This is a genomic window from Streptosporangium sp. NPDC001681, assembly GCF_040298085.1.
Taxonomy (GTDB): domain Bacteria; phylum Actinomycetota; class Actinomycetes; order Streptosporangiales; family Streptosporangiaceae; genus Streptosporangium.
Genome location: NZ_JBEOZN010000055.1, coordinates 14,723 through 32,519, shown reverse-complemented (window position 1 = coordinate 32,519; position 17,797 = coordinate 14,723). Strand labels below are relative to the sequence as shown.

The 17,797-nt window shown below is 67.8% G+C and carries 18 protein-coding genes and 1 pseudogene; 11 read left to right on the top strand and 8 right to left on the bottom strand.

What is annotated here, in order from left to right; all coding sequences use genetic code 11:
• The first annotated feature begins 17 nt into the window (after positions 1-17).
• Both ABT130_RS24350 and ABT130_RS24345 read left to right on the top strand, forming a co-directional pair.
• Positions 18-434, top strand: a complete 417-nt coding sequence (locus ABT130_RS24350; protein WP_350958858.1) for a PNPOx family protein — start codon at positions 18-20, stop codon at positions 432-434.
• Between the two features lie 160 nt (positions 435-594).
• On the top strand, positions 595-771 hold the full coding sequence (locus tag ABT130_RS24345; protein ID WP_350958856.1) for a hypothetical protein: 177 nt from the start codon (positions 595-597) through the stop codon (positions 769-771).
• A 164-nt stretch (positions 772-935) separates the two neighbouring features.
• Here ABT130_RS24345 and ABT130_RS24340 read toward each other — a convergent pair whose 3' ends face one another.
• A complete protein-coding gene (locus tag ABT130_RS24340; RefSeq protein WP_350958854.1) occupies positions 936-1,487 on the bottom strand; it encodes a hypothetical protein in 552 nt (183 codons plus the stop codon).
• Between the two features lie 416 nt (positions 1,488-1,903).
• Here ABT130_RS24340 and ABT130_RS24335 point away from each other — a divergent pair, with 416 nt between their 5' ends.
• Positions 1,904-2,515 (top strand): hypothetical protein, encoded by a 612-nt coding sequence (locus ABT130_RS24335; RefSeq protein WP_350958852.1) that lies wholly within the window; start codon positions 1,904-1,906, stop codon positions 2,513-2,515.
• Between the two features lie 232 nt (positions 2,516-2,747).
• Here the strand turns inward: ABT130_RS24335 and ABT130_RS24330 are convergent, their stop codons facing one another.
• The 4 genes from ABT130_RS24330 to ABT130_RS24315 form a co-directional block, all read right to left on the bottom strand.
• Complete coding sequence (locus ABT130_RS24330; RefSeq protein ID WP_350958849.1) at positions 2,748-3,287, bottom strand: hypothetical protein; 540 nt, start codon at positions 3,285-3,287, stop codon at positions 2,748-2,750.
• A gap of 397 nt (positions 3,288-3,684) precedes the next feature.
• A complete protein-coding gene (locus ABT130_RS24325) occupies positions 3,685-4,302 on the bottom strand; it encodes a signal protein (RefSeq protein ID WP_350958846.1) in 618 nt (205 codons plus the stop codon).
• A 158-nt stretch (positions 4,303-4,460) separates the two neighbouring features.
• On the bottom strand, positions 4,461-4,940 hold the full coding sequence (locus ABT130_RS24320; protein ID WP_350958844.1) for a hypothetical protein: 480 nt from the start codon (positions 4,938-4,940) through the stop codon (positions 4,461-4,463).
• A 108-nt stretch (positions 4,941-5,048) separates the two neighbouring features.
• Entirely contained in the window at positions 5,049-5,951 is a 903-nt protein-coding gene (locus tag ABT130_RS24315) for a LysR family transcriptional regulator (protein WP_350958841.1), read from the bottom strand.
• A gap of 91 nt (positions 5,952-6,042) precedes the next feature.
• Between ABT130_RS24315 and ABT130_RS24310 the strand changes: the two genes are divergently transcribed.
• Positions 6,043-7,245, top strand: a complete 1,203-nt coding sequence (locus ABT130_RS24310) for an MFS transporter (protein ID WP_350958838.1) — start codon at positions 6,043-6,045, stop codon at positions 7,243-7,245.
• Here the strand turns inward: ABT130_RS24310 and ABT130_RS24305 are convergent.
• Positions 7,193-7,384, bottom strand: a pseudogene (locus ABT130_RS24305) (bifunctional DNA-formamidopyrimidine glycosylase/DNA-(apurinic or apyrimidinic site) lyase); the annotation flags it as partial. The gene ABT130_RS24310 and the pseudogene ABT130_RS24305 overlap by 53 nt on opposite strands.
• 71 nt (positions 7,385-7,455) lie before the next feature.
• Here ABT130_RS24305 and ABT130_RS24300 point away from each other — a divergent pair.
• From ABT130_RS24300 to ABT130_RS24285, 4 genes are all read left to right on the top strand, one after another.
• On the top strand, positions 7,456-7,980 hold the full coding sequence (locus tag ABT130_RS24300) for a hypothetical protein (RefSeq protein WP_350958836.1): 525 nt from the start codon (positions 7,456-7,458) through the stop codon (positions 7,978-7,980).
• Between the two features lie 722 nt (positions 7,981-8,702).
• Entirely contained in the window at positions 8,703-9,164 is a 462-nt protein-coding gene (locus ABT130_RS24295) for a hypothetical protein (protein ID WP_350958834.1), read from the top strand.
• Positions 9,165-9,314: 150 nt separating this feature from the next.
• Positions 9,315-9,914 (top strand): methyltransferase family protein, encoded by a 600-nt coding sequence (locus ABT130_RS24290; RefSeq protein ID WP_350958831.1) that lies wholly within the window; start codon positions 9,315-9,317, stop codon positions 9,912-9,914.
• A gap of 253 nt (positions 9,915-10,167) precedes the next feature.
• Complete coding sequence (locus ABT130_RS24285; protein WP_350958828.1) at positions 10,168-10,374, top strand: PIN domain-containing protein; 207 nt, start codon at positions 10,168-10,170, stop codon at positions 10,372-10,374.
• Here the strand turns inward: ABT130_RS24285 and ABT130_RS24280 are convergent.
• Positions 10,311-12,617 (bottom strand): ATP-binding protein, encoded by a 2,307-nt coding sequence (locus ABT130_RS24280; RefSeq protein WP_350958826.1) that lies wholly within the window; start codon positions 12,615-12,617, stop codon positions 10,311-10,313. The two genes, ABT130_RS24285 and ABT130_RS24280, sit on opposite strands and share 64 nt — an antisense overlap.
• A gap of 688 nt (positions 12,618-13,305) precedes the next feature.
• On the opposite strand from ABT130_RS24280, the gene ABT130_RS24275 reads away from it, so the two are divergent.
• Positions 13,306-14,436 carry a NucA/NucB deoxyribonuclease domain-containing protein gene (locus ABT130_RS24275; protein ID WP_350958824.1) on the top strand — a complete coding sequence of 377 codons (1,131 nt, stop codon included), beginning with the start codon at positions 13,306-13,308 and terminating at the stop codon, positions 14,434-14,436.
• 84 nt (positions 14,437-14,520) lie between these two features.
• Positions 14,521-15,018, top strand: coding sequence for a hypothetical protein (locus tag ABT130_RS24270; protein WP_350958821.1), 498 nt, complete (start codon positions 14,521-14,523; stop codon positions 15,016-15,018).
• A gap of 129 nt (positions 15,019-15,147) precedes the next feature.
• Here ABT130_RS24270 and ABT130_RS24265 read toward each other — a convergent pair whose 3' ends face one another.
• Positions 15,148-17,241, bottom strand: a complete 2,094-nt coding sequence (locus tag ABT130_RS24265) for an MMPL family transporter (RefSeq protein WP_350958818.1) — start codon at positions 17,239-17,241, stop codon at positions 15,148-15,150.
• A gap of 75 nt (positions 17,242-17,316) precedes the next feature.
• Here ABT130_RS24265 and ABT130_RS24260 point away from each other — a divergent pair, with 75 nt between their 5' ends.
• Entirely contained in the window at positions 17,317-17,787 is a 471-nt protein-coding gene (locus ABT130_RS24260) for a MarR family winged helix-turn-helix transcriptional regulator (protein WP_350927771.1), read from the top strand.
• The last annotated feature ends 10 nt before the right edge of the window (positions 17,788-17,797 follow it).

The following is a 17,797-nucleotide window of genomic DNA, read 5'->3' as shown; positions in this document are numbered from 1 at the left end:
CCCCAAGAGGCGATCGCATGACACCGCGCTACCGACGGCCGGACTGGTTTACCGTCCATATGATCAATCCGCTCGTCCGATGGCTGGGTGCGGCCAGCACTCTGCACGTTCCAAGGCGCACCACGGGCGCCCTCCAACGGGTTCCTGTGAACGTCGTCGAACTCGCCGATGCCCGCTACCTGGTATCAGTGCGGGGTCAAACAGAATGGGTGCGCAACCTTCGCGCTGCAGGCCACTGCACCATCAGCCGACGCGGCCACCGAGACCGATACCAGGTAGCGGAACTGGCCGGCGATCGACGCGAAGAGGTCGTCGCCGCCTACCGGTCCCGCTGGGGCACCGGACAGGTGCGCCGCCTCCTCGACCACCTCCCCGACCCCGACGACCATCCCGTCTTCCGCTTGGACCTTCTCGACCGGCCGACCCGCGGCTGATTGTTGGGGTCGCGCATTACCAACGCTTATGTGAGAACCATTCGTCGGTGTGGGTGTAGCCCATGGGTACGACCACACTTGCCGTGGACACCGCCGAGGAGCTGGCGACCCGTGTCGAGCGCTTCCAGTCACGCCGCCCCATGACCAGACCTCGACCGCGGTGACCAGCCCCACCCACACGATCACATCGGCCTGTCCGATCGAATGCCTCAAACCCGTGCTGTCCGCCAGGGCCTACAACCCGCTCACCCAAGCCTGCGGAGCTTCGTTCGATCGGCCCGATACGGTCGCAGACGTGATCACGCTGTTGCGCACACGCCAACTCGATCAGATCTGAGGCCTGGGTCCACGGTGTATCGGTGAGATCGAAGTAGCCTCGGTGTTCGTCGGCCTGACCCGCGACCACGGCGCCTCGTACAGCGACAACCTGTGAAGCACCAGGTGAGGCCATCATGGCAGCTGCTATATGATCAAAATTATCTGAGTTCGCCTGTTCCATCGTCATGATGGGGCGAGGCGTAGGATCTGGTCGCGGACGGGGTTATCCAGGTCGGCCTGGAGCAGGCCGTTGTTGATGGCGGGGACGCAGTCCATTGAAATCCTCACCGCGGCGGCGGGTCCTTGCGGATAGTCGAATATGAGCCGGATGCCGCGTTCGTTAGCGCCTCCGAGCCCTTGGCATGTGTTCCGACTCGGCACGGTGTCCAGAGAGTTCAGTGCCGCGGCCAGGGCGCGGGCGACGTCCCTGCCATGCCGTTTCCGGTAGGGCGGCCTCACGTACGTGGCGTCCCTGCACACGGTGAGCCGGCCGGGTCGTCCGGGAACCATCAGCTCGTCCTGGCCTCGGCGGTCGCCGGGACCCCGGCAGGGGTCCTCCGGTGGTACGGGCCGCCAGATTCCGTCCTTGTAGGCGGTGGTGATGGCGGGTCCGGTGTCTGAGTTGCTGCTAGCCGTGCCGTTGGTGGTTCTCACACAGTGGTTGACCTCCTCGGCGCTGCCTATCCACAGGGCGCGGCCGTCGGGGTAGGCGAACCGGATGAGGTAGTTGGTCATCGGTCCCCCTATCAGCGTGCATGCCCGGCCTATGGGGGCGGTGGTCACCGGGAGGTAGGCGAGGTCACGAGCCATCGCCGCCGCCTGGTCCGGACGATGGCGCGTTTTCGGCCGTGATGTTTTGCTGTTCGTCGGTAGCGCTCGACCAGGAAGGTGCTGGAGTGGGAGGCGGCCGTGACGATCTCGCCGAGTCGGCGATTGCCCTTGCCGGCGGATCCACCTGACCTCGAACGACACCGGCTGAACCATCTGAAGGAAACGTACGTTTGTGGGGCATGAGATTACGAATGACCCTGTTCGTGGCGTTGTTGTCCCTGACTGCGGCCTGCGGAGGTGCGGAATCGGATATGTCGGCGACCCCGGCTGACGATGGGCCGGCGAAGCCGGTTGCATTGTGGGGTGCCGAAGGCGGGTTCGTGACCGCGACCATGAACGTGCTGCGTCCGCCGAGGGTGGTGCTGTATAGCGACGGCCTGGTGATCGTTGACGCGAGCAAGCAGCTGAAGCTCACCGATGCCGAGACGGGCGAGACGGTCGCGTCGATGGAGACGTACCTGACCGGGCAACCGCCGACCGCGGAGCCCAAGCCGGGCGCGCCGATGGTGACGGACGTGCCGACCACCGTCCTCGGGGTACGGGGGAAGGACGGAAAGATGCTGGAGGTCCGGGCCCCGGCTCTGGACCAGGTCGCGGACTTCTACCCGAAGGAGCTCTCGGAGGCGAAGAAGCTGATGGACGGCTTGGCGACCCGGGCCGCCGCCGCGGGCACCGACTACGTCGCCACCCGCGTCCGCATGGTCGCCGAAGGGGCCGCCTCGGCGGAGGGCAAGTCGGCGCTGTGGCCCGCAGGGGTCCCGGAGCCTTCGGGCATGGTGGACCCGATTTGGCAGAAGGACATCGAGGGGGCGGCGGTGAGTGCGATCATCAAGGCGGTGCCTGCTGGGCAGGAGCACGGCCGGTCACTCTTCAAGACCAGTTCGGGTGCACTCTTCGTGCTCTCCTGGCGGTACCTGTTGCCTGACGAATAGCAAGGGCTGATGACGGGAGCTCACGGCTACTCCATCAAGTCGTCGTCCGCCAGACGCACAAACCATGATGATCAGCAGACCGAAATGGCCGACATGAAGCCTGGCCGTGCCACCGGTGGGTGCTGAAGGCGGGCGGCGGCGGATTCGACCATCTCGCTGCTGACACATCTAAGGCGGATGCTATCCCTCTCATCGCTTATTTTGATCAAGGAGTTCAGGAAGGCTCAATACATCACCAAAAGATCCGTAAGCCCGACATCGGGCTGTTCGAGGTCGCGGCCCGGCGCTGTGGTATGCCCCTCGAAGGACGGTGGTGCCGGTACCCGACGACCGGTCCCACCAATTGCCGCAGTTCGTGCCGGTCCAGGTAGGACTTGATGGTGGCGGAGTAGCGGCTGCCCACCACGGCGACGCTTCTGCCGCCGGCCTGGCAGGCCAGCAGAACCTGGCGTACCCCGGGCGCGGGAACGGCCGTCGTGACCGCGGCCGTCTCGGCCGCGCGCAGGATGTTCTCCGCCTCGTCGCCGTGGGCGGCGCTGACCTCATGGGCGTAGGCCACCATCCACAGCGGGTTGGTGGCCATGAGGAAGGCGGCACCGGCCAACAGCGTCGAAGGACTTGGGGGTGGGAGGCGCGCGCGGATGTCGTCGGTGATCGCCGACGTATCCACACCGGCGAACAGGTCGCAGATGACGCTGTCGAAAACGAACACCATGGCGTGGGTGCGTTCCAGCACTCGCGCGACATGGGGACGTACTCGCGTGGCAGGCAAGCGGGAACCTCCTGGCCATGATGTCGCAGCCGTCCTGGTGCGGCGCCGTACGAACCGGGTTTTCTTCCTGATGGTGGCAGGTATCAACATGAAGCCGGATGCCTGCCATGCACGTCACGCTTCAGATGGTCGCTACGGCGGCTGTTCCCTGGAGGGAACATGCCACGCGGTGATCACGATCGAGGTGACAGCAGCCCTGACAGCAACGTCCCCACATACGGACTCACTTCGGCTACCGTCCACCACCCTCTGACCACGACATCCGGCATCCGAACAGGGTGATTGGTCCGCCCGAAAAGCGGACAATCATCCCTATTGTGGGCCACATTGCCCCAGTTGTAGGCGGAACGGTAGCCGCTGGGCCTCACCGACCACTCATCGAAATCTCAGGGTGCACTCATGCTTGCTGCTCGGCCTCGACGATGAGTGTGTAATCAACGCCTGTGCGGAAGTCGCCGGAGGATCCACGAACGGTCAGTGTGTGACGGCCAGGCTGCAGCGGCTGGAGACGCACCCAGATGCCGCAAGCGTAGGATGTGGCCGTTCCCTCCTCGCCTGTCAGAGGGTTGCCCGCCACACCGGTCACGGCAACGTTGTCGTCTTCCATCCGTTCAGGCGTGACCGGCTTACCGTCGAGGGTGGCTCTGCCTTCGGCGGTGGCCATGAACTCCTTGCACACCGCCTCGGAGCAGACCCGATTCACCAGTGGGAACACCATCGGCCGCCCCGCGGGAACCCTGCACGTCCGCTGCAAGGTGCCGCCGAAGGTTCCGGCGAGGAACCACACATCCTCTGGCTGGTTCCGGTCGCAGAACTCCCCGGTCGTGTCCGTTACAGGGTTCGTGCTTTCGCCTTCCGAGGCCGCCCAGGTCCACCAGCGTCCCTGGATCGTCTCTACCGCCGAGGCGGCCGATTTCGGAGAGGCAATTCTGTCCACGTTGCTCTCTTGAGCCACCCCACAGCCGGCAAGGAGACCAACAGCCAGCAGAAGCGGTACAGCGGATCTAAGAGACATTCGGGAATCATAGACCCGACGAGCATCTGCCCTTCCGTACGGATCAGAAGATGTCGGCGACGACAGGGGGCGTGACGATCGCTGACTTCGGTGCCGCTGTACGGTGCCGGAGTGATCGGCTGCCGCGGCCTTTCTCCGTCGGGCCTTGCCGAACGCCGTTACCGAGAGCGTTCCTCGTCTGGCCGAGGACGGATGGGAGAGCCGTCGGGGCCGAAGCCGTACCTCGCAAGCTCCCTCCTCCGGACTTTCTGGGCGCCAATACTCCGCATGAGGTACCCGAGGCCGAGGCTCAGCGTTATTCCCAAGGCCCTGAAGGGTTCTTCGTCGAAGAAGATGACGATGACCAGCCCCGCGGCGTAGGCGATCGTCCCTAGCGGGCCGTAGTAGCGGCGGAAGATGTAGAAGCGCCCGTGAATGTCGTCGCGGGCCCACATGCGGTACTTCGACGGCAGTCGCACGAAGAAGGTGCGGTAGAGAAGCCAGCGCCAGAGGGGCGGCCGGTCCCGCAGGCGTACGGCAAGGCCGCCGCAGATGACGTCGAAGGATTCGCGCAGACTGCGTCTTATCTGGCCGGGCTCTTGCAGGTCAAGGAGGGGGGACAGGAGTTCTTCGCCACGGGACTTGCGAAAGCGCGGCACGTTGCAGCCGCGCCCGAGCCGACAGTCCTCCGCTGCCTGGATATCTCATATCTCCGGCGTACAGCCAGGGAAATCGAGAGCCATGACCGGCCCGTGCCGAACGTGACCTCAGCCTTTCAAGGTCGGTACCCCGAGCGCGTGCCCGACGGCCGCCTCGTTGAACGCCCGGATCGCCGCCGTCTCCGCCGCCTTCACCCAAGCCAGGCCGAGGATCGAGGGAGGCAACCCCGTGACGGGGACGAAGCTGACATCCGGGCGCCCGTGGTGAGCCGCCGTGGGGGTGCAGAGCAACATGCCGCCCCGGTTGAGCGCCACCTGGGTCAGTCCCTCCTGGGTGGTGGCCACCGTACCGGCCAGGGGAATGGGACGGCCGGAAGGGGTTGCGGACGGTGCCACACGCTCGCGCCATATGCGCGGAGCCGGGCCGTCCAGGCCGATCAGGGATACGCCGGCCAACTCCTCCGCGCCGATGCTCGCACAGGCGGCCAACGGGTGGTGCGAGGAGACACCGAGCTGGTACGAAACCCGGTTCAGTCCTTCACCCGTCGCCAGATCGGGCTCGTCCAGCGGGAGCAGCGTGAACGCGATGTCCACCTGCCCGGCCCGCAACTTGCCGAAGGGGTCGGAGAGCGGGATCTCCACCAGCTCCGCCTCGCACCCCGGGTACCAGCGCTCGAAGGCACGCACGCTGCCGGTGACGACATCCGTGGGCGTGGCCAGGAAGCCGATCCTGAGCACGCCTGTCACCTCGCGGGCAGCCGCCTTGGCCCGGCTGACCGCGTTCGCGAGGCCGTCGTAGGAGGGGCGCAGGTCGGCCAGGAAGCGTTCGCCCAGGGGCGTGAGGCGCACGCGCCTGCTGGTCCGGTGGAAGAGCCGGCCGCCGAGCCTGGTCTCCAGCGAGCGCATGAGCTGGCTCACCCTGCCGGGTGACAGGTAGAGGCGCTCGGCCGTACGCGCGAAGTGCAGCTCTTCGCTGAGCACGACGAAGCACTCCAGCTCCCTGAAGTCCACCCCCACCTCCATCCGATCGCTTAGTCCACCTAAACCAAGCCTTCGACCTTCGCCATTGTTCCCGCTGGTGGCCGGCAGAAAGCTGGCCGGCATGACCATGACTGATGTTTCCGCCGCCCCCCGGGCGCGCTGGCTCGCCGTGTCCTCGGTCGCGGTGGGCACCTTCACCATCGTGACCAGCGAGATGCTGCCCGTTGGCCTACTGACCTCGATCGCCGCCACCCTCGGCGTCTCCGACGGGACGGCCGGGCTGATGATGTCGGCGCCCGGACTGGTCGCCGCCGTCTCCGCGCCCGTGCTGGCGATCACTACCCGACGGCTCGACCGGCGCATCACGCTGCTGGGGCTGATGGCGCTGCTGGCGGTGGCCAACCTGGCGGGGGCGTTCGCGCCGAACTACCCCGTCATGCTGGCCGCCCGGGTGCTGACCGGGGTGAGCATCGGCGGGTTCTGGGCCTTCGCGGCCGGACTCGGCCTGCGGCTGGTGCCCGAAGGGTCCGTCGGGCGGGCCACGTCAATCATCTTGGCCGGGGTGTCGGTGGCATCGGTACTGGGGGTGCCCGTGGCGACGTTCATCTCGTCGTTCGCGGGGTGGCGGACCGCGTTCATCGCCATGGGGGTGCTGGCCCTGGCCCTACTCGCGCTGCTGGCCACCATCCTGCCGCCCCTGCCCGGCGAACCCCGAGCCCGCGCGTCCGAGCCGTTGCCCCGCGAGGAGGCCCCGGCCCGCGCGTCGGAGGGACGGCTCACGTGGCTCTCCGGCCCGCTCAGGGTCGTCCTCGTCCTGACCGTCCTGATCGTGTCCGGCCACTTCACGGCCTACACCTACGTCCGGCCGTTCCTGGAGCAGGTCTCGCACGCCGGCCCCGCCCTCGTCAGCACCGCCCTCCTCCTGTACGGCGCCGCGGGCGTGGCCGGCAACTTCGTGGCAGGTGCATGGGCGGCCAGGAACCCCAAGCCGGTCCTGGTCACGCTGGCCGTGCTGATGGCACTCTCCATGGCGGCGCTGCCCCTGATCGGCCTACCCCTGATCGTGCTCGTGGTGTGGGGTCTGGGCTACGGCGGCGTGGGGGTGACCCTGCAGCTCTGGATCATGCGGTCGGGCGGCGGCGAAATGGGCACGGCGCTTTTCGTCGGTGCCTTCAACGTCTCCATCGCGCTCGGCTCGTTCGCCGGCGGCCGGATCGTGGACAGCGTGTCGATCTCCGCGGTGATGTGGGTGGGAGCGGTGCTCGCCGTGGTCAGCGCGGCCGTCGCCGGCGGCTCGGGCAGGAGTAGGACGACCGGTTCATGAAAGGATCGCGCCTGATCGGGGTGCCGCAGCGGGAGGAGGGCAGGTCGCGGCGGTCGTACACCTCCAGCGAGCGGTCGAAGTAGCCGCTCTCGCCGTTGACGTTCACATACTGATCAAGAAATGCGGGCGTGACCTGAGCACGGGTATTCGATAGCTGGGAGGCGATCGAATCTATTGGGCCTGTTGGGGGCCGATACTAGGCTCTAGATCATGAAGCGTCTGATTGTCGCGGTGCTGGTGGTCGGCGGCCTTGCCGGTGCTGCCGCCGTCGTAGGCGTCCTGGGGGCCGGCAGTTTCGTGGTGGATCGCCTGGGCTTGTTGTTGATGCCCCGCTCGCCGTTTCCCCGTTGTACCGACGATGACAAGCGGCTTGCTTCGGCTCTCGTGGTGCTCAGCATCCTTGATGCCCGTCCGGTCGAGGCGAAGCCGGACGGGAAGCGTCTCGGGGGTTGCAATGACGATGACCGGCTCGCGTATGCCGAGCAGTCCTACCGGCTTTCAGTGTCGCGTGCCGATGTGCCGTCCTTCTACCGCGAGGCTGCGATCAAGGATGGCTGGAAGTCGGCGCCGGTGCCGGAGCAGGAGGAGAGTGCAACGCAGGTCTGCCTCACTAAGGTGATCAACAGCCGGAATGTCTATCTGTCGGTGGGGTACTCCGACAGGCCGGAAGAGAAGGACAGCGATGACTACTTCTTGCAGGTCAGTTCTGGCCCCAGCGGGAGCAACCTGTGCTGATGCCTGGGAGGAGTGTTCGGCCGGTCTCGGTTCTGGAACGTGAGGGCCGACGACAACGTTGACGACAACGTCGGTCACCACGAGCACACGGCGGCAGCCGTACACCACAATCTGACCTCGCGTCGGTTGAACTGAGCGGCGCGGTTGGTCCGCCTGAGACCTGCACCCCCCGGTGTTGCCGCTCCATGAGGGTGTTCCATCGGCCTTGAGGACGGGGTAGTCGATGCGCGTGCTGTCGCACCGGGCGACGAAGGGGGGCCGCCCCTTCTGGTCGGGGCTCCTTGTTCGGTGGAAACGTGAGCACCCGGTGGGTGGTGTCCAACTCCGCCGTCCCCTGGACCGTGGTCTGGGCGGGGTCCTTGACGGTGATCTTCGGTTCCCAGACGGGTTCATCGGGTAGCGTGATCGACTCGTGCCAAAGGGGGAGGCCCACCTCCACCACGAGTCCGTGGCAGATCAGGACTTCCAGGTCGTGCCAGAAGTGCAGCCGAGGTCGCCAACGACGAGGTTTTGAATCGTGCATTCGGTCGTGGAAAGGCCCGATCAGTTCTTCGACATTCTGCAGTGTCATTCCGCAGCGCAACGGGCCGAGCCGACCGCTGTCAGCGAACCGCACAACCAAATCAAGCACTTGAGTCACCAGGTCAAAGAAGCAGATGCCCCGGGTGCGCAGCCACAGAAAAGCTTGTTCGGTGAGTAAGCAGGGATCTAGGCTCCCGACCATGAAGCGCTCGACGATTGCGGTGCTTGTCGTCTGCGTGGGGGGCGCTGCTGCTTTGGTGGCTCTTGTTGCTTTCCTGATGCGTCCCGATGGGTGTACCGCTGAGGATGACCGGCTCGCCGCTTCCCTGGCCACGCTCAGCATTCTCGATGCTCATCCGACGACCGCGACGCCCCAGGGGGGACGCAGGTCCGGTTGCTACGGTGATGGCCGGCTAGTGAACGTCTTGCAGTCCTATCGCTCTTCAGGCCCGGTAGCCGATGTGCTGTCCTTCTATCGAGACGCCGCGATCATGGATGGCTGGAAACCCCCTCCGGGGGAGGACGGTGAAGGGGTGAGCTGCTTCGTCAAGTCCGTTGGTGGTAGGGATGTTGGCTTCTCCGTGTGGGTCGTGAAGGAGGAAGGCGAGGAGTACGACGTAGACGTGACCTCTTCCATGACCGGCGGCGGGGGCTGGTGCTGACGTCGAGAATTCTCGGAACGCTTCAAGTCTCGACCGCCGGTTACGGGATGCCGGGAGAATCGTGTCACCCAGCTCACATCGTGATGATCTCGGGCATCGATGTACCTGTCGGGAAGGGCTTCACGAAGGCACAGGAGGAGGCCGGCTGCCATGGCGATCACTGCTTTGATCCTGTTCATCACGTTCCTGGTGCTCGTGGGTGGTGTGCGCACGTGGATTCAGGTGCGTCGCACCGGTGACACCGGTGACAGGCGTGAGGCAGCCCGGCGTGATCCGGTGCAACGGCGGATCGACGGGCTGGCCGCGATGGGTGCTCTGGCTCTGGGCGTGGCCTCTCCGGTCGCCGCCCTGGTGGGACTGGGGCCTGTGGTGGAGAGTTCGCTGGTCGAGGTCGGCGGCCTGGTGCTGGCGGTCCTGGGGATGGTCGCCACCTTCGCCGCCCAGCTGGTGATGGGTGATTCCTGGCGGGCCGGTGTCGACCCCGACGAGCAGACCACGCTGGTCACCTCGGGGCCCTTCCGGTTGGTCCGCAACCCGATCCTGACCGCTGTGCTGGTCACGTGCACCGGATTGACCCTCATGGCGCCCACCGTGGTCGGCCTGGCCGGGCTGGCCGCCGTCGTGGTCGCCAACCAGTTGCTGGTCCGCCGGGTGGAGGAGCCCTACCTGCGCCGCGTGCACGGCGAGGACTACTTGCTCTACGCCGCGGCCGTTGGCCGGTTCGTGCCTGGCATCGGCCGCCTCAAGTAACCTCCGCCACCCCGCCGCCGACGGCGTGAGATCCGGCACACCATTCCACGCAACGAGGTCGATCAGACGATGCCCCTGACGAGGGTGGACCGGAAGCAGCGGTGCCGGCTGCACCCACTCCTCATCGGTCAAATCATGACGCTTCAGGCGCTCATCCGCGAAGGAATGATTTACGCCATTCACCCTGAAAGATCTACAAGGCAGGCCCTGGCTGGAAATTTATTCCAGGCATGCTGGAATCTTCATTGCTTCTGTGGACGCGGTGATCGGAGACGCCGACGATGTGGCGATCGCCGTGATCACCGTGGCCGAGCCGCTCGTCGGCGTGGAGATGGCGGATGCGGCCTGCCGCCCCGGCCGGCAGGCCTTTGTGGATGGGGCACTGTCGGCATTCCGTTACTTCCAGGTTGCGGCCCGGGAGCTGGGCGGCTGGAGCTTGCGGCGCAGGTCACCGGCCTGAGGGTGGCCGAGATCGCGGAAGATCTCGTACGCCTCCAGCCAGCGCTCGCGGGCCGTCTGCGGGTCCCCGGTGGCCTCGCTCGCGTCACCGAGGTGCCCGAGCAGCTGGGCCCGTAATTCGGGGCTTTCCATCGCGCCGGCCAGCCGGAGGCCACGCCCGTAGTGCCGGATCGCGGTCTCCGGGTCGCCCAGCCGCTGGTAGAGCAGGCCCAGCGTGTCCAGGGTGACCACCTCGTTGGCCTGGTTACCCGCCCGTTGCTGTAGCTCCAGCGCTCGCAGCTGGAACTGCAGCGCCTGTTGGTAGGCGCCGAGCTCGGAGTGGTACCAGCCCACCGCGAGGCTGGCCTTGCCCGCCCAGAGCGGGTCGTCGAACTCGGTGAAGAGCGACAACGCCTGCTCGGCCTGGTCGAGCGCACGCTCGCTGTCGCCTTGCAGCCAGTACACGTAGGACAGCACGAAGCGGTTCTCCGCCTCGCCCGCCCGGTCTCCGGCGGTGAGGCTCAGCTCGAGCGCCTGCCGCATGTGGGCGTGCGCGTCGTCGAACCGGTCGAGCCGGCCGTTCACCGCGCTCAGGAAGCGGTGCGCGTGCGCCGCCGCCGGGCGGTCGGTCATGGCGGTCGCCGCGCGCAGTGCCACCGCCCACGCCGCTCCTTCGTCGTGCCAGCGCCGCTGGTCGTTCAGGAATGTGTCCAGCGCCCAGCTCAGCTGCCACGCGTGCCGGTGCATGCCCTCCTCCTCGGCCTGCCGCAGCGCGGTCAGCAGCACCGCGTGCTCGGTCTTCAGCCAGGCCAGGGCGGCCGGAAGGTTGAACACGCGTTTCGGCTCAGCCCCGTCCACGGGCGTGCCGAGGGTCATCGGGATGGGCGCGCGCACCGGATTCAGCACCAGCTCCGCGTGGTACGCGGTGTGCGTGTAGTGGTCGAGCAGCCGGGTCAGCGCCGCCTGCCGCACGGCCTCGGACTCCTCGGCCCGGGCGCGCTCGCCGGCGTAGGCGTGCAGCAGGTCGTGCATCCGGTAGCGGCCGGGCGCATGCTCGGCGAGCAGGCTGGCGTGGGTCAGTTCGGCCAGCGTCCGCCGGACATCGGGCAGCGCCCGGCCGGCCAGCGCGGCCGCGGCGGCCACCGAGATGTCGGCACCCGCGGCGAGCCCGAGCAGCCGGAACAGCCGTGCGGCGTCCTGGCTCAGCGCATCGTAGGACCAGGAGAACACGACGTCGATCTCGAGGGCCGCGAGCCGGCCCCCTGGGTGGCGCAGCTCCGCGGCGATCGCCTCGGGCTGGAAACCGGCCAGCCGCGCCCGCGCACCGACCAGCGCCAACGCCAACGGGAGCCGTCCGCACGCGGCCGCGATCGCGGCCACGGCGTAACCGTCCGCGACCTCAGGCCCCGGGCGCCGACCGGTGTCCGCCGCGGCCCGGGAACGGTGCGGCCCGGTCTCGGCTGCGGGTGACCGGGGGTTCGAGTCGGTCTTCTGCGGGGTGCCGATGCCGAGCCGGTGGCTGAGCAGCTCGACCGCCTCCTCGATGTCCGGGATGTCCAGCGTCAGCGCGGCGGCACCGGTCTCGGCGATCAGGGCGGTGAGCTGCCAGCGGCTGGTGACGACCGCGCGGGCGGCCGGGCCGGCCGGCAGCAGCGGCCGGACCTGGTCGGCGTCGCGGGCGTTGTCGAGCACGACCAGCAGGTGGCGGTCGGCGGACCGGCTGCGGTAGAGCGCCACCTGCGCCGCGAAGCCGGGCGGGACGCGGTCGGGCGGCACCCCGAGGGCGTCCAGAAATCCGCGGACCACCTCGGCCGGGTCGACCGTGGTGTGCCGGGAAAAGCCGCGCAGGTCCACGTACAGCAGGCCGTCCGGGAAGCTCGGCGCGGCCAGGTGAGACCAGTGCACGGCGAGTGAGGTCTTGCCCACTCCGGCGGGCCCGGAGATGGTGACCACCGCGGCCGTGGCCGCGTCGAGCGCGCGCAGCGCCTCGGCGCGACCGGTGAATCCGTCGACGTCGGCGGGTAACTGGGCGGGCGCCGGCGGGTGTCCGGCGTCCGGCTGCGCGGCGAGCTGGAAGGCGGCCCGGTCCGCCGGGGACAGCTTCAGCGTGTCGGCGAGCACCCGGACGGTGCTGGACCGGGGCACCGTGACGCGGCCGGACTCGATCTCGCGGATCTGTCGCTCGCTGATGCCGGACAGGGCGGCCAGCTCCTCCTGCGTGAGCAGTGCCCGAATCCGGAAGTCACGCAGCACGCTGCCGAACATCGATCCCCTTCCCGCCGGTCACGGTATTTGATCACGTTCGTGGCGTTCGCAGCCTAACCGCCGGTTAACCGCCGGTCGAGCGCCTGCCGCCGGACCGCCGCGGTTGGTTCGCTGGAGGGACCTCACCGGGTCCTACCACTGGAGGAAAGTTGACGTTCCGCACGCGAAGACGGCGCTCGCCGCGGGGGCAGCGCTGACCATCGCATGACGGGCTTGGTCGTCGCGATCGGCACGGCGGCCGGCCGGCGGCGAGGCGTGCGGGGTGACCGTCCGATACGGCCCCCGGCGCGGCGACGTGGGCTACGGCAGGACGACATGTCACGAGAACGTCGTGATCGACAACCCCAACGAGGCGGCTCCAGGTCCATCGGGCCGGGCGGTCGCGCCTGACAGCCGGGCACTACGGCCAGTACGAGCGCACGGTGAGCTGCTGATCGCAAACGTCCGGTGATCGGCCGGAGCGGGTGGCCCGGCCCGCTCCGGCCACCGGGTTCCGCGGACGGGTTCGCCAAGCCCGGCCGCCTTGATGTCGCGGAACGGCGCCGGGCTCTCTCCCCGGAGTTCCGACCTTCCGCTGCCTTACTTCCGGACCGGGCCGGGGTTCGTTTCCGCCATCCCTCTCCTTGGCCCTACAGCCTTACGGGAAGCCATGAGCACTATTCGCATGAGAGCAATCACGTTTCTGACAGTGTCGGTTCTGTTGCTGTGCGCGTCGATGACGGTCTCGGCACAGAGTGCCGGCGCGCACGCCACCACCACGGTGACGACGCCGACCGGCTGCGATCACATCCGTGATCGATTCCCGTCACTCGCCCGTCAGGGCAAGAGGAAGGTGCTGTGTGTCGCGCCGATGGCGCAACGGCCCGGTAGATCGGTCCTGAGTTCGACGAGCGTCGCCGACGACCCGCCACCCCTGCCCGGCTGGTGCATCGACCTCCCTGACGATCAGTCGAAGAGCGCGTGGAAGACCAGGCGATTCGCCGCCTGCCTGATCAACTACGCGACCGTCAGCGTCTACGACACCACCACAGGGCTTCTGCTCGGTCGCACCACCGTGAACTACATCCATTTCATCGGCATGTTCTACGACAGCCTGGAACTCACCGATGTCTTCGCGATCGTCCGCTTCTTCTCCGAGGGGGAACTGGCCCCGGATGACGCGATCAGCTTCCGCCTGGTGGCCAGTTGTTCCGTCGGCTGTACGGCGGGCGACTTCGGCCCTGCGATCACACTGCCCGACAGTTCCACCCAGTCGCTGACCCCACCCGTACCCCATCTGGTGAACGTGCCCCAAGGCGGTGAACGCACCGTTCACACCACCTATGAGCTGCAGCTGACGCATCCGGGCGGGGACACGGAAGTGATCAACTATTTCCCGCCGACCCAGGGCCCCTACCCCTCACCGGACATCCGCTGCGACAGGATTCTCAGCGGCGCCGGCTGCGTCATACCGAGTTTCGCCCCCACGCTCAACGGACTGGCCGACTATCCGGCGGTCAGCGCCCACATCAGGACGGCGCAGGCCGGTGGACTTCCCGGAGCCCCCGGCACCACGCCCCTTCACCGGCTGGCCGACGCGGCCAAGGCCAAGAAGAACCGGGACCTGGCATGCCCCGACTCGCTGCCCCGTCCCCCAGGGCAGACATGCGACGAATACCCCATGGCACGCACCTGGGAGGGCGCCTGGACGAGCGGCGGCGCCTTCAGCCGGGCCATGGTCCCCGAGGCGGAGAACGAGGGCGCGGGAGGGAAGTTCGGAGCACTCGTCCGCTACCAGCGACTGCTGGACCGGGACGCCTTCTGGGTCGATCCCAACTGAGTCGCCGGGACGTTCCCTTCACGCTCCCCGGCCGGGCCGGTACCGGACCGGCCGTTACGTAGATCCACCTATGAAAGGACAGCCATGACAAGCACGAACGCGACGACCTCGAAGCGGTTCAGGAGGGCTCTTCTTGCCGTGGTCGTCGGAGCGGCGTTCACGGTCGCCGGTCCGATCTCCGCCGCGAGCGCCACCCCATCCGAGTGCGATCAGTCCGGGATTCCCGACTACTACCAGGTCGTCGGCGGTGCCGACGTCTATGTGGCAGGCGGACGCTTCCTTCAACTGTGGAACGGCGGCGCCTTCAACTACAGCTACGCCCGGCTCTCACCTCGCCAATCGGGGGAACAGGTCTGGATCGACCGTAGCCTGCAAGGGATGCCCAGCAGCCTGCCCATGTACCCCACCACCGAGCAGGTGAACGCGAACGGTGGCTGGAAGCAATGCGGTCCGTTCTCCAGTTCCGAAAGCAGCCTTGTCATGAACTGGAACACCAGCCAGCAGCGGCACTACGCGGTCCGGGCGTGCGCGCGCATCGCGCTCGGCAGCGTATGCGGTAACTGGTACATCGACCGGTCCTGACCGGCCGCCACGGCGCCGGGCCGGTGGCTCGCACGTCACCACCGGTCGACCACCCCGCTCACGGCACAGCCCTGCTGAGGGCTGTGCCGTGGGCGGGCGTCCGGCTTCCTCCACCGCCTGGGCCGGATATCACCTTGACGCCCCGGTCAGTTCCCTGGAGGTCTGCCCTACCCCGGCACGGCCCAGACGGCTGGGCCACCAAGCCCGCGTGTCCAGATCCCGTACCAGTGCCGGGACCAGCAGAGACCGCACCACCAGGGTGTCGAGCAGGACGCCGAAGGCGACGATGAAGGCTGTCTGGACGAGGAAGGCCAGGGGGATCACCACCAGTGCGGCGAAGGTGGCGGCGAGCACGACGCCCGCCGAGGTGATCACCCCGCCGGTGGTGACCAGCCCGCGCAGCACACCCTCTCGCGCCCCGCGGTGCGCGGTTTCCTCGCGCACCCTGGACATGAGGAAGATGTTGTAGTCCACCCCCAGCGCGACCAGGAAGACGAAGCCGTACAGCGGTACGGACGCGTCACTGCCGGTGAATCCGAACACATGCGTGAAGACCAGCGCGGAGACGCCGAGGGTGGCCAGGAAGTTCAGCGCCACGGTGACCACCAGGAGTACGGGCGTCACCAGCGAGCGCAGCAGGACGATCAGGATGAGCAGGATGATCGTCAGGACGACCGGGACGATGAGCAGCGTGTCGTTCTTCGCGGTCTCCGTCGTGTCGTATCGCTGGGCGCTGTACCCGCCGATCATGACACCGTTCTCGGCGGTGAGCGCGGCACGCAGGCGCTTGACCGTGTCCTGGGCGGCGTCGCCGTCCGGCGCGTCGTTCAACGTCGCCTCCACCAGCACGAGTCCATCGACGATCTTGGGGGTGTCGCCCGGTCGTCCGCTCCGGGTCACCGCCGCGGTGCCGGACACGCCCTCGACGCCGCGGGCCGTCTTCTCCACGGCCGCGGCACGCCCGGCGGGGACGACGATGACCGCGGGCTGCCCCGAGCCTCCGGGGAAGTGCTCACTCAGTGTCGCCTGTGCCGCCACCGACGGCGCGTCGTTCACGAAGGTCTCGTCCAGCGGCACACCTCTGGCGTTCAGTTGCGGCGCGAAGAGGGCGAGGCCGATGAGAGGCAGGATGGTGGCGATCCAGAGGCGGCGCGGATGGCGGTCGACCAGGGTGGCCACCCGGCCCCAGATCCCGCGGGCCTCGGCGCCTGCCGGACGCGGCTTCGCCGGCCACAGGGCGGCGCGACCCAGCAGGACGAGGGCCGCAGGCAGGAAGGTGAGCGCGCTGAGGGCGGCGCACACGATGCCGATGGCGCCCACCGGGCCGAGTGCGCGGTTGTTGGTCAGGTTGCTGAGCAGCAGCGCGAGCAGAGCCAGGGCCACCGTGGCGGCACTGGCGACGATCGGCTCGAACGAGCGCCGCAGCGCGACGCGGCCTGCGGCGAAGCGGTCGCCGGTCGTGGCCAGTTCCTCCTGGAAGCGGGCGGTCAGCAGCAACGCGTAGTCGGTGGCCGCGCCGATGACCAGGATGAACAGGATGCCCTGCACCTGGCCGTCGACCCGGACGATGCCGCGGTCGGCCAGGAGGTAGACCACGGCGCATGCCAGGCCCAGTGCGAAGACCGCGCCGGTGATGATGACGAGCGGCAACAGCAGGCTTCGGTACACCGCCAGCAGAATGATCAACACGGTGATCAGCGCCACCCCGAGAAGCAGGCCGTCGATCCCGGCGAAAGCGCCGGACAGGTCGGCCCGGGTGGCCGCCGGTCCCGCGAGCTGAGCCCGAAGGCCGTCGACCGCCACCGCCGAGCCGATCCGGTCCAGGGTCTCCCCGAGCGAGCCCTCGAGGTCGGGGCTGAGCTGGACCACGCCCCGCAGGGCCTGGCCGTCGTCCGATCCGATGGCGGGCGTGGGCGTCCCGACGACGCCCGCCGTGCCGCGCAGCGAGGCGAGCGTCCGGGTCGCCGCGGCGCTCTGCTCGGGAGCGATGTCCTTCCCGTCCGCGGTCCACACCACGATGAGTGGCTGCGTCTCACCCTGGCGGAACCTCTCCTGCACTTCCAGTACGCGCGTCGACTCCGCACTCTGTGGCAGGAACGCGGCCTGGTCGTTGGTGGACACCTCGGTGAGCTTGCCGGCGAACGGCCCCAGCCCTCCGCCGACGGCCAGCCAGACCAGCACCAGCAGTGCCGGAACAAGCCAGCGGATCGGTTGCCGCGCCATGAGATCACCTTTCCGTGATGCCATGTAACTCTAGCATTGAGATACTTGACTGTTGAGTTAATGTAGCATGACGGCATGAACGGCGATAGCGAGGTAGGCATCGACCTGCAGTCCTTCGCGGTACGACTGCGCCGGATGACCGCCGAGTTCAACCGCATCGCCCATGAGTTCGCCCACGAGCAGGGGCTGCACACCACAGATGTCCAGGCCCTCATGAAGATCTTTGACGCTCCGTCGCCGATCACTCCAGGTCGGCTGCGGGAGGAGTTGAACCTCACGTCGGGTGCCGTCACCGCGTGCCTCGACCGGCTGGAGCGGGCCGGGCACATCCGCCGGGTTCGCGACGTGCACGACCGGCGCGTGGTCCACCTGCACTACCTCGACGCGGCGAAGGAAATCGCCGCGGCCTTCTTCGGCCCGCTCGGCCGTGGCACGGACAACGCCCTGCGGCGTTTCAGCCCGGAGGAGTTGCGCACCGTGGCAGCCTTTCTCGACGCCATGAACGGGGAACTTGGCGTGTTGCGAGCCGAGTCGGGTTCTTCCTGACCTTGTCTTC

Excerpts from the sequence above, each read along its gene's own strand:
- ABT130_RS24350 (WP_350958858.1), top strand. The coding sequence starts at position 18 with ATGACACCGCGCTACCGACGGCCGGACTGGTTTACCGTCCATATGATC.
- ABT130_RS24340 (WP_350958854.1), bottom strand. The coding sequence starts at position 1,487 with ATGACCAACTACCTCATCCGGTTCGCCTACCCCGACGGCCGCGCCCTG.
- ABT130_RS24325 (WP_350958846.1), bottom strand. The coding sequence starts at position 4,302 with ATGTCTCTTAGATCCGCTGTACCGCTTCTGCTGGCTGTTGGTCTCCTT.
- ABT130_RS24310 (WP_350958838.1), top strand. The coding sequence starts at position 6,043 with ATGACCATGACTGATGTTTCCGCCGCCCCCCGGGCGCGCTGGCTCGCC.
- ABT130_RS24300 (WP_350958836.1), top strand. The coding sequence starts at position 7,456 with ATGAAGCGTCTGATTGTCGCGGTGCTGGTGGTCGGCGGCCTTGCCGGT.
- ABT130_RS24295 (WP_350958834.1), top strand. The coding sequence starts at position 8,703 with ATGAAGCGCTCGACGATTGCGGTGCTTGTCGTCTGCGTGGGGGGCGCT.
- ABT130_RS24290 (WP_350958831.1), top strand. The coding sequence starts at position 9,315 with ATGGCGATCACTGCTTTGATCCTGTTCATCACGTTCCTGGTGCTCGTG.
- ABT130_RS24280 (WP_350958826.1), bottom strand. The coding sequence starts at position 12,617 with ATGTTCGGCAGCGTGCTGCGTGACTTCCGGATTCGGGCACTGCTCACG.
- ABT130_RS24270 (WP_350958821.1), top strand. The coding sequence starts at position 14,521 with ATGACAAGCACGAACGCGACGACCTCGAAGCGGTTCAGGAGGGCTCTT.
- ABT130_RS24265 (WP_350958818.1), bottom strand. The coding sequence starts at position 17,241 with ATGGCGCGGCAACCGATCCGCTGGCTTGTTCCGGCACTGCTGGTGCTG.
- ABT130_RS24260 (WP_350927771.1), top strand. The coding sequence starts at position 17,317 with ATGAACGGCGATAGCGAGGTAGGCATCGACCTGCAGTCCTTCGCGGTA.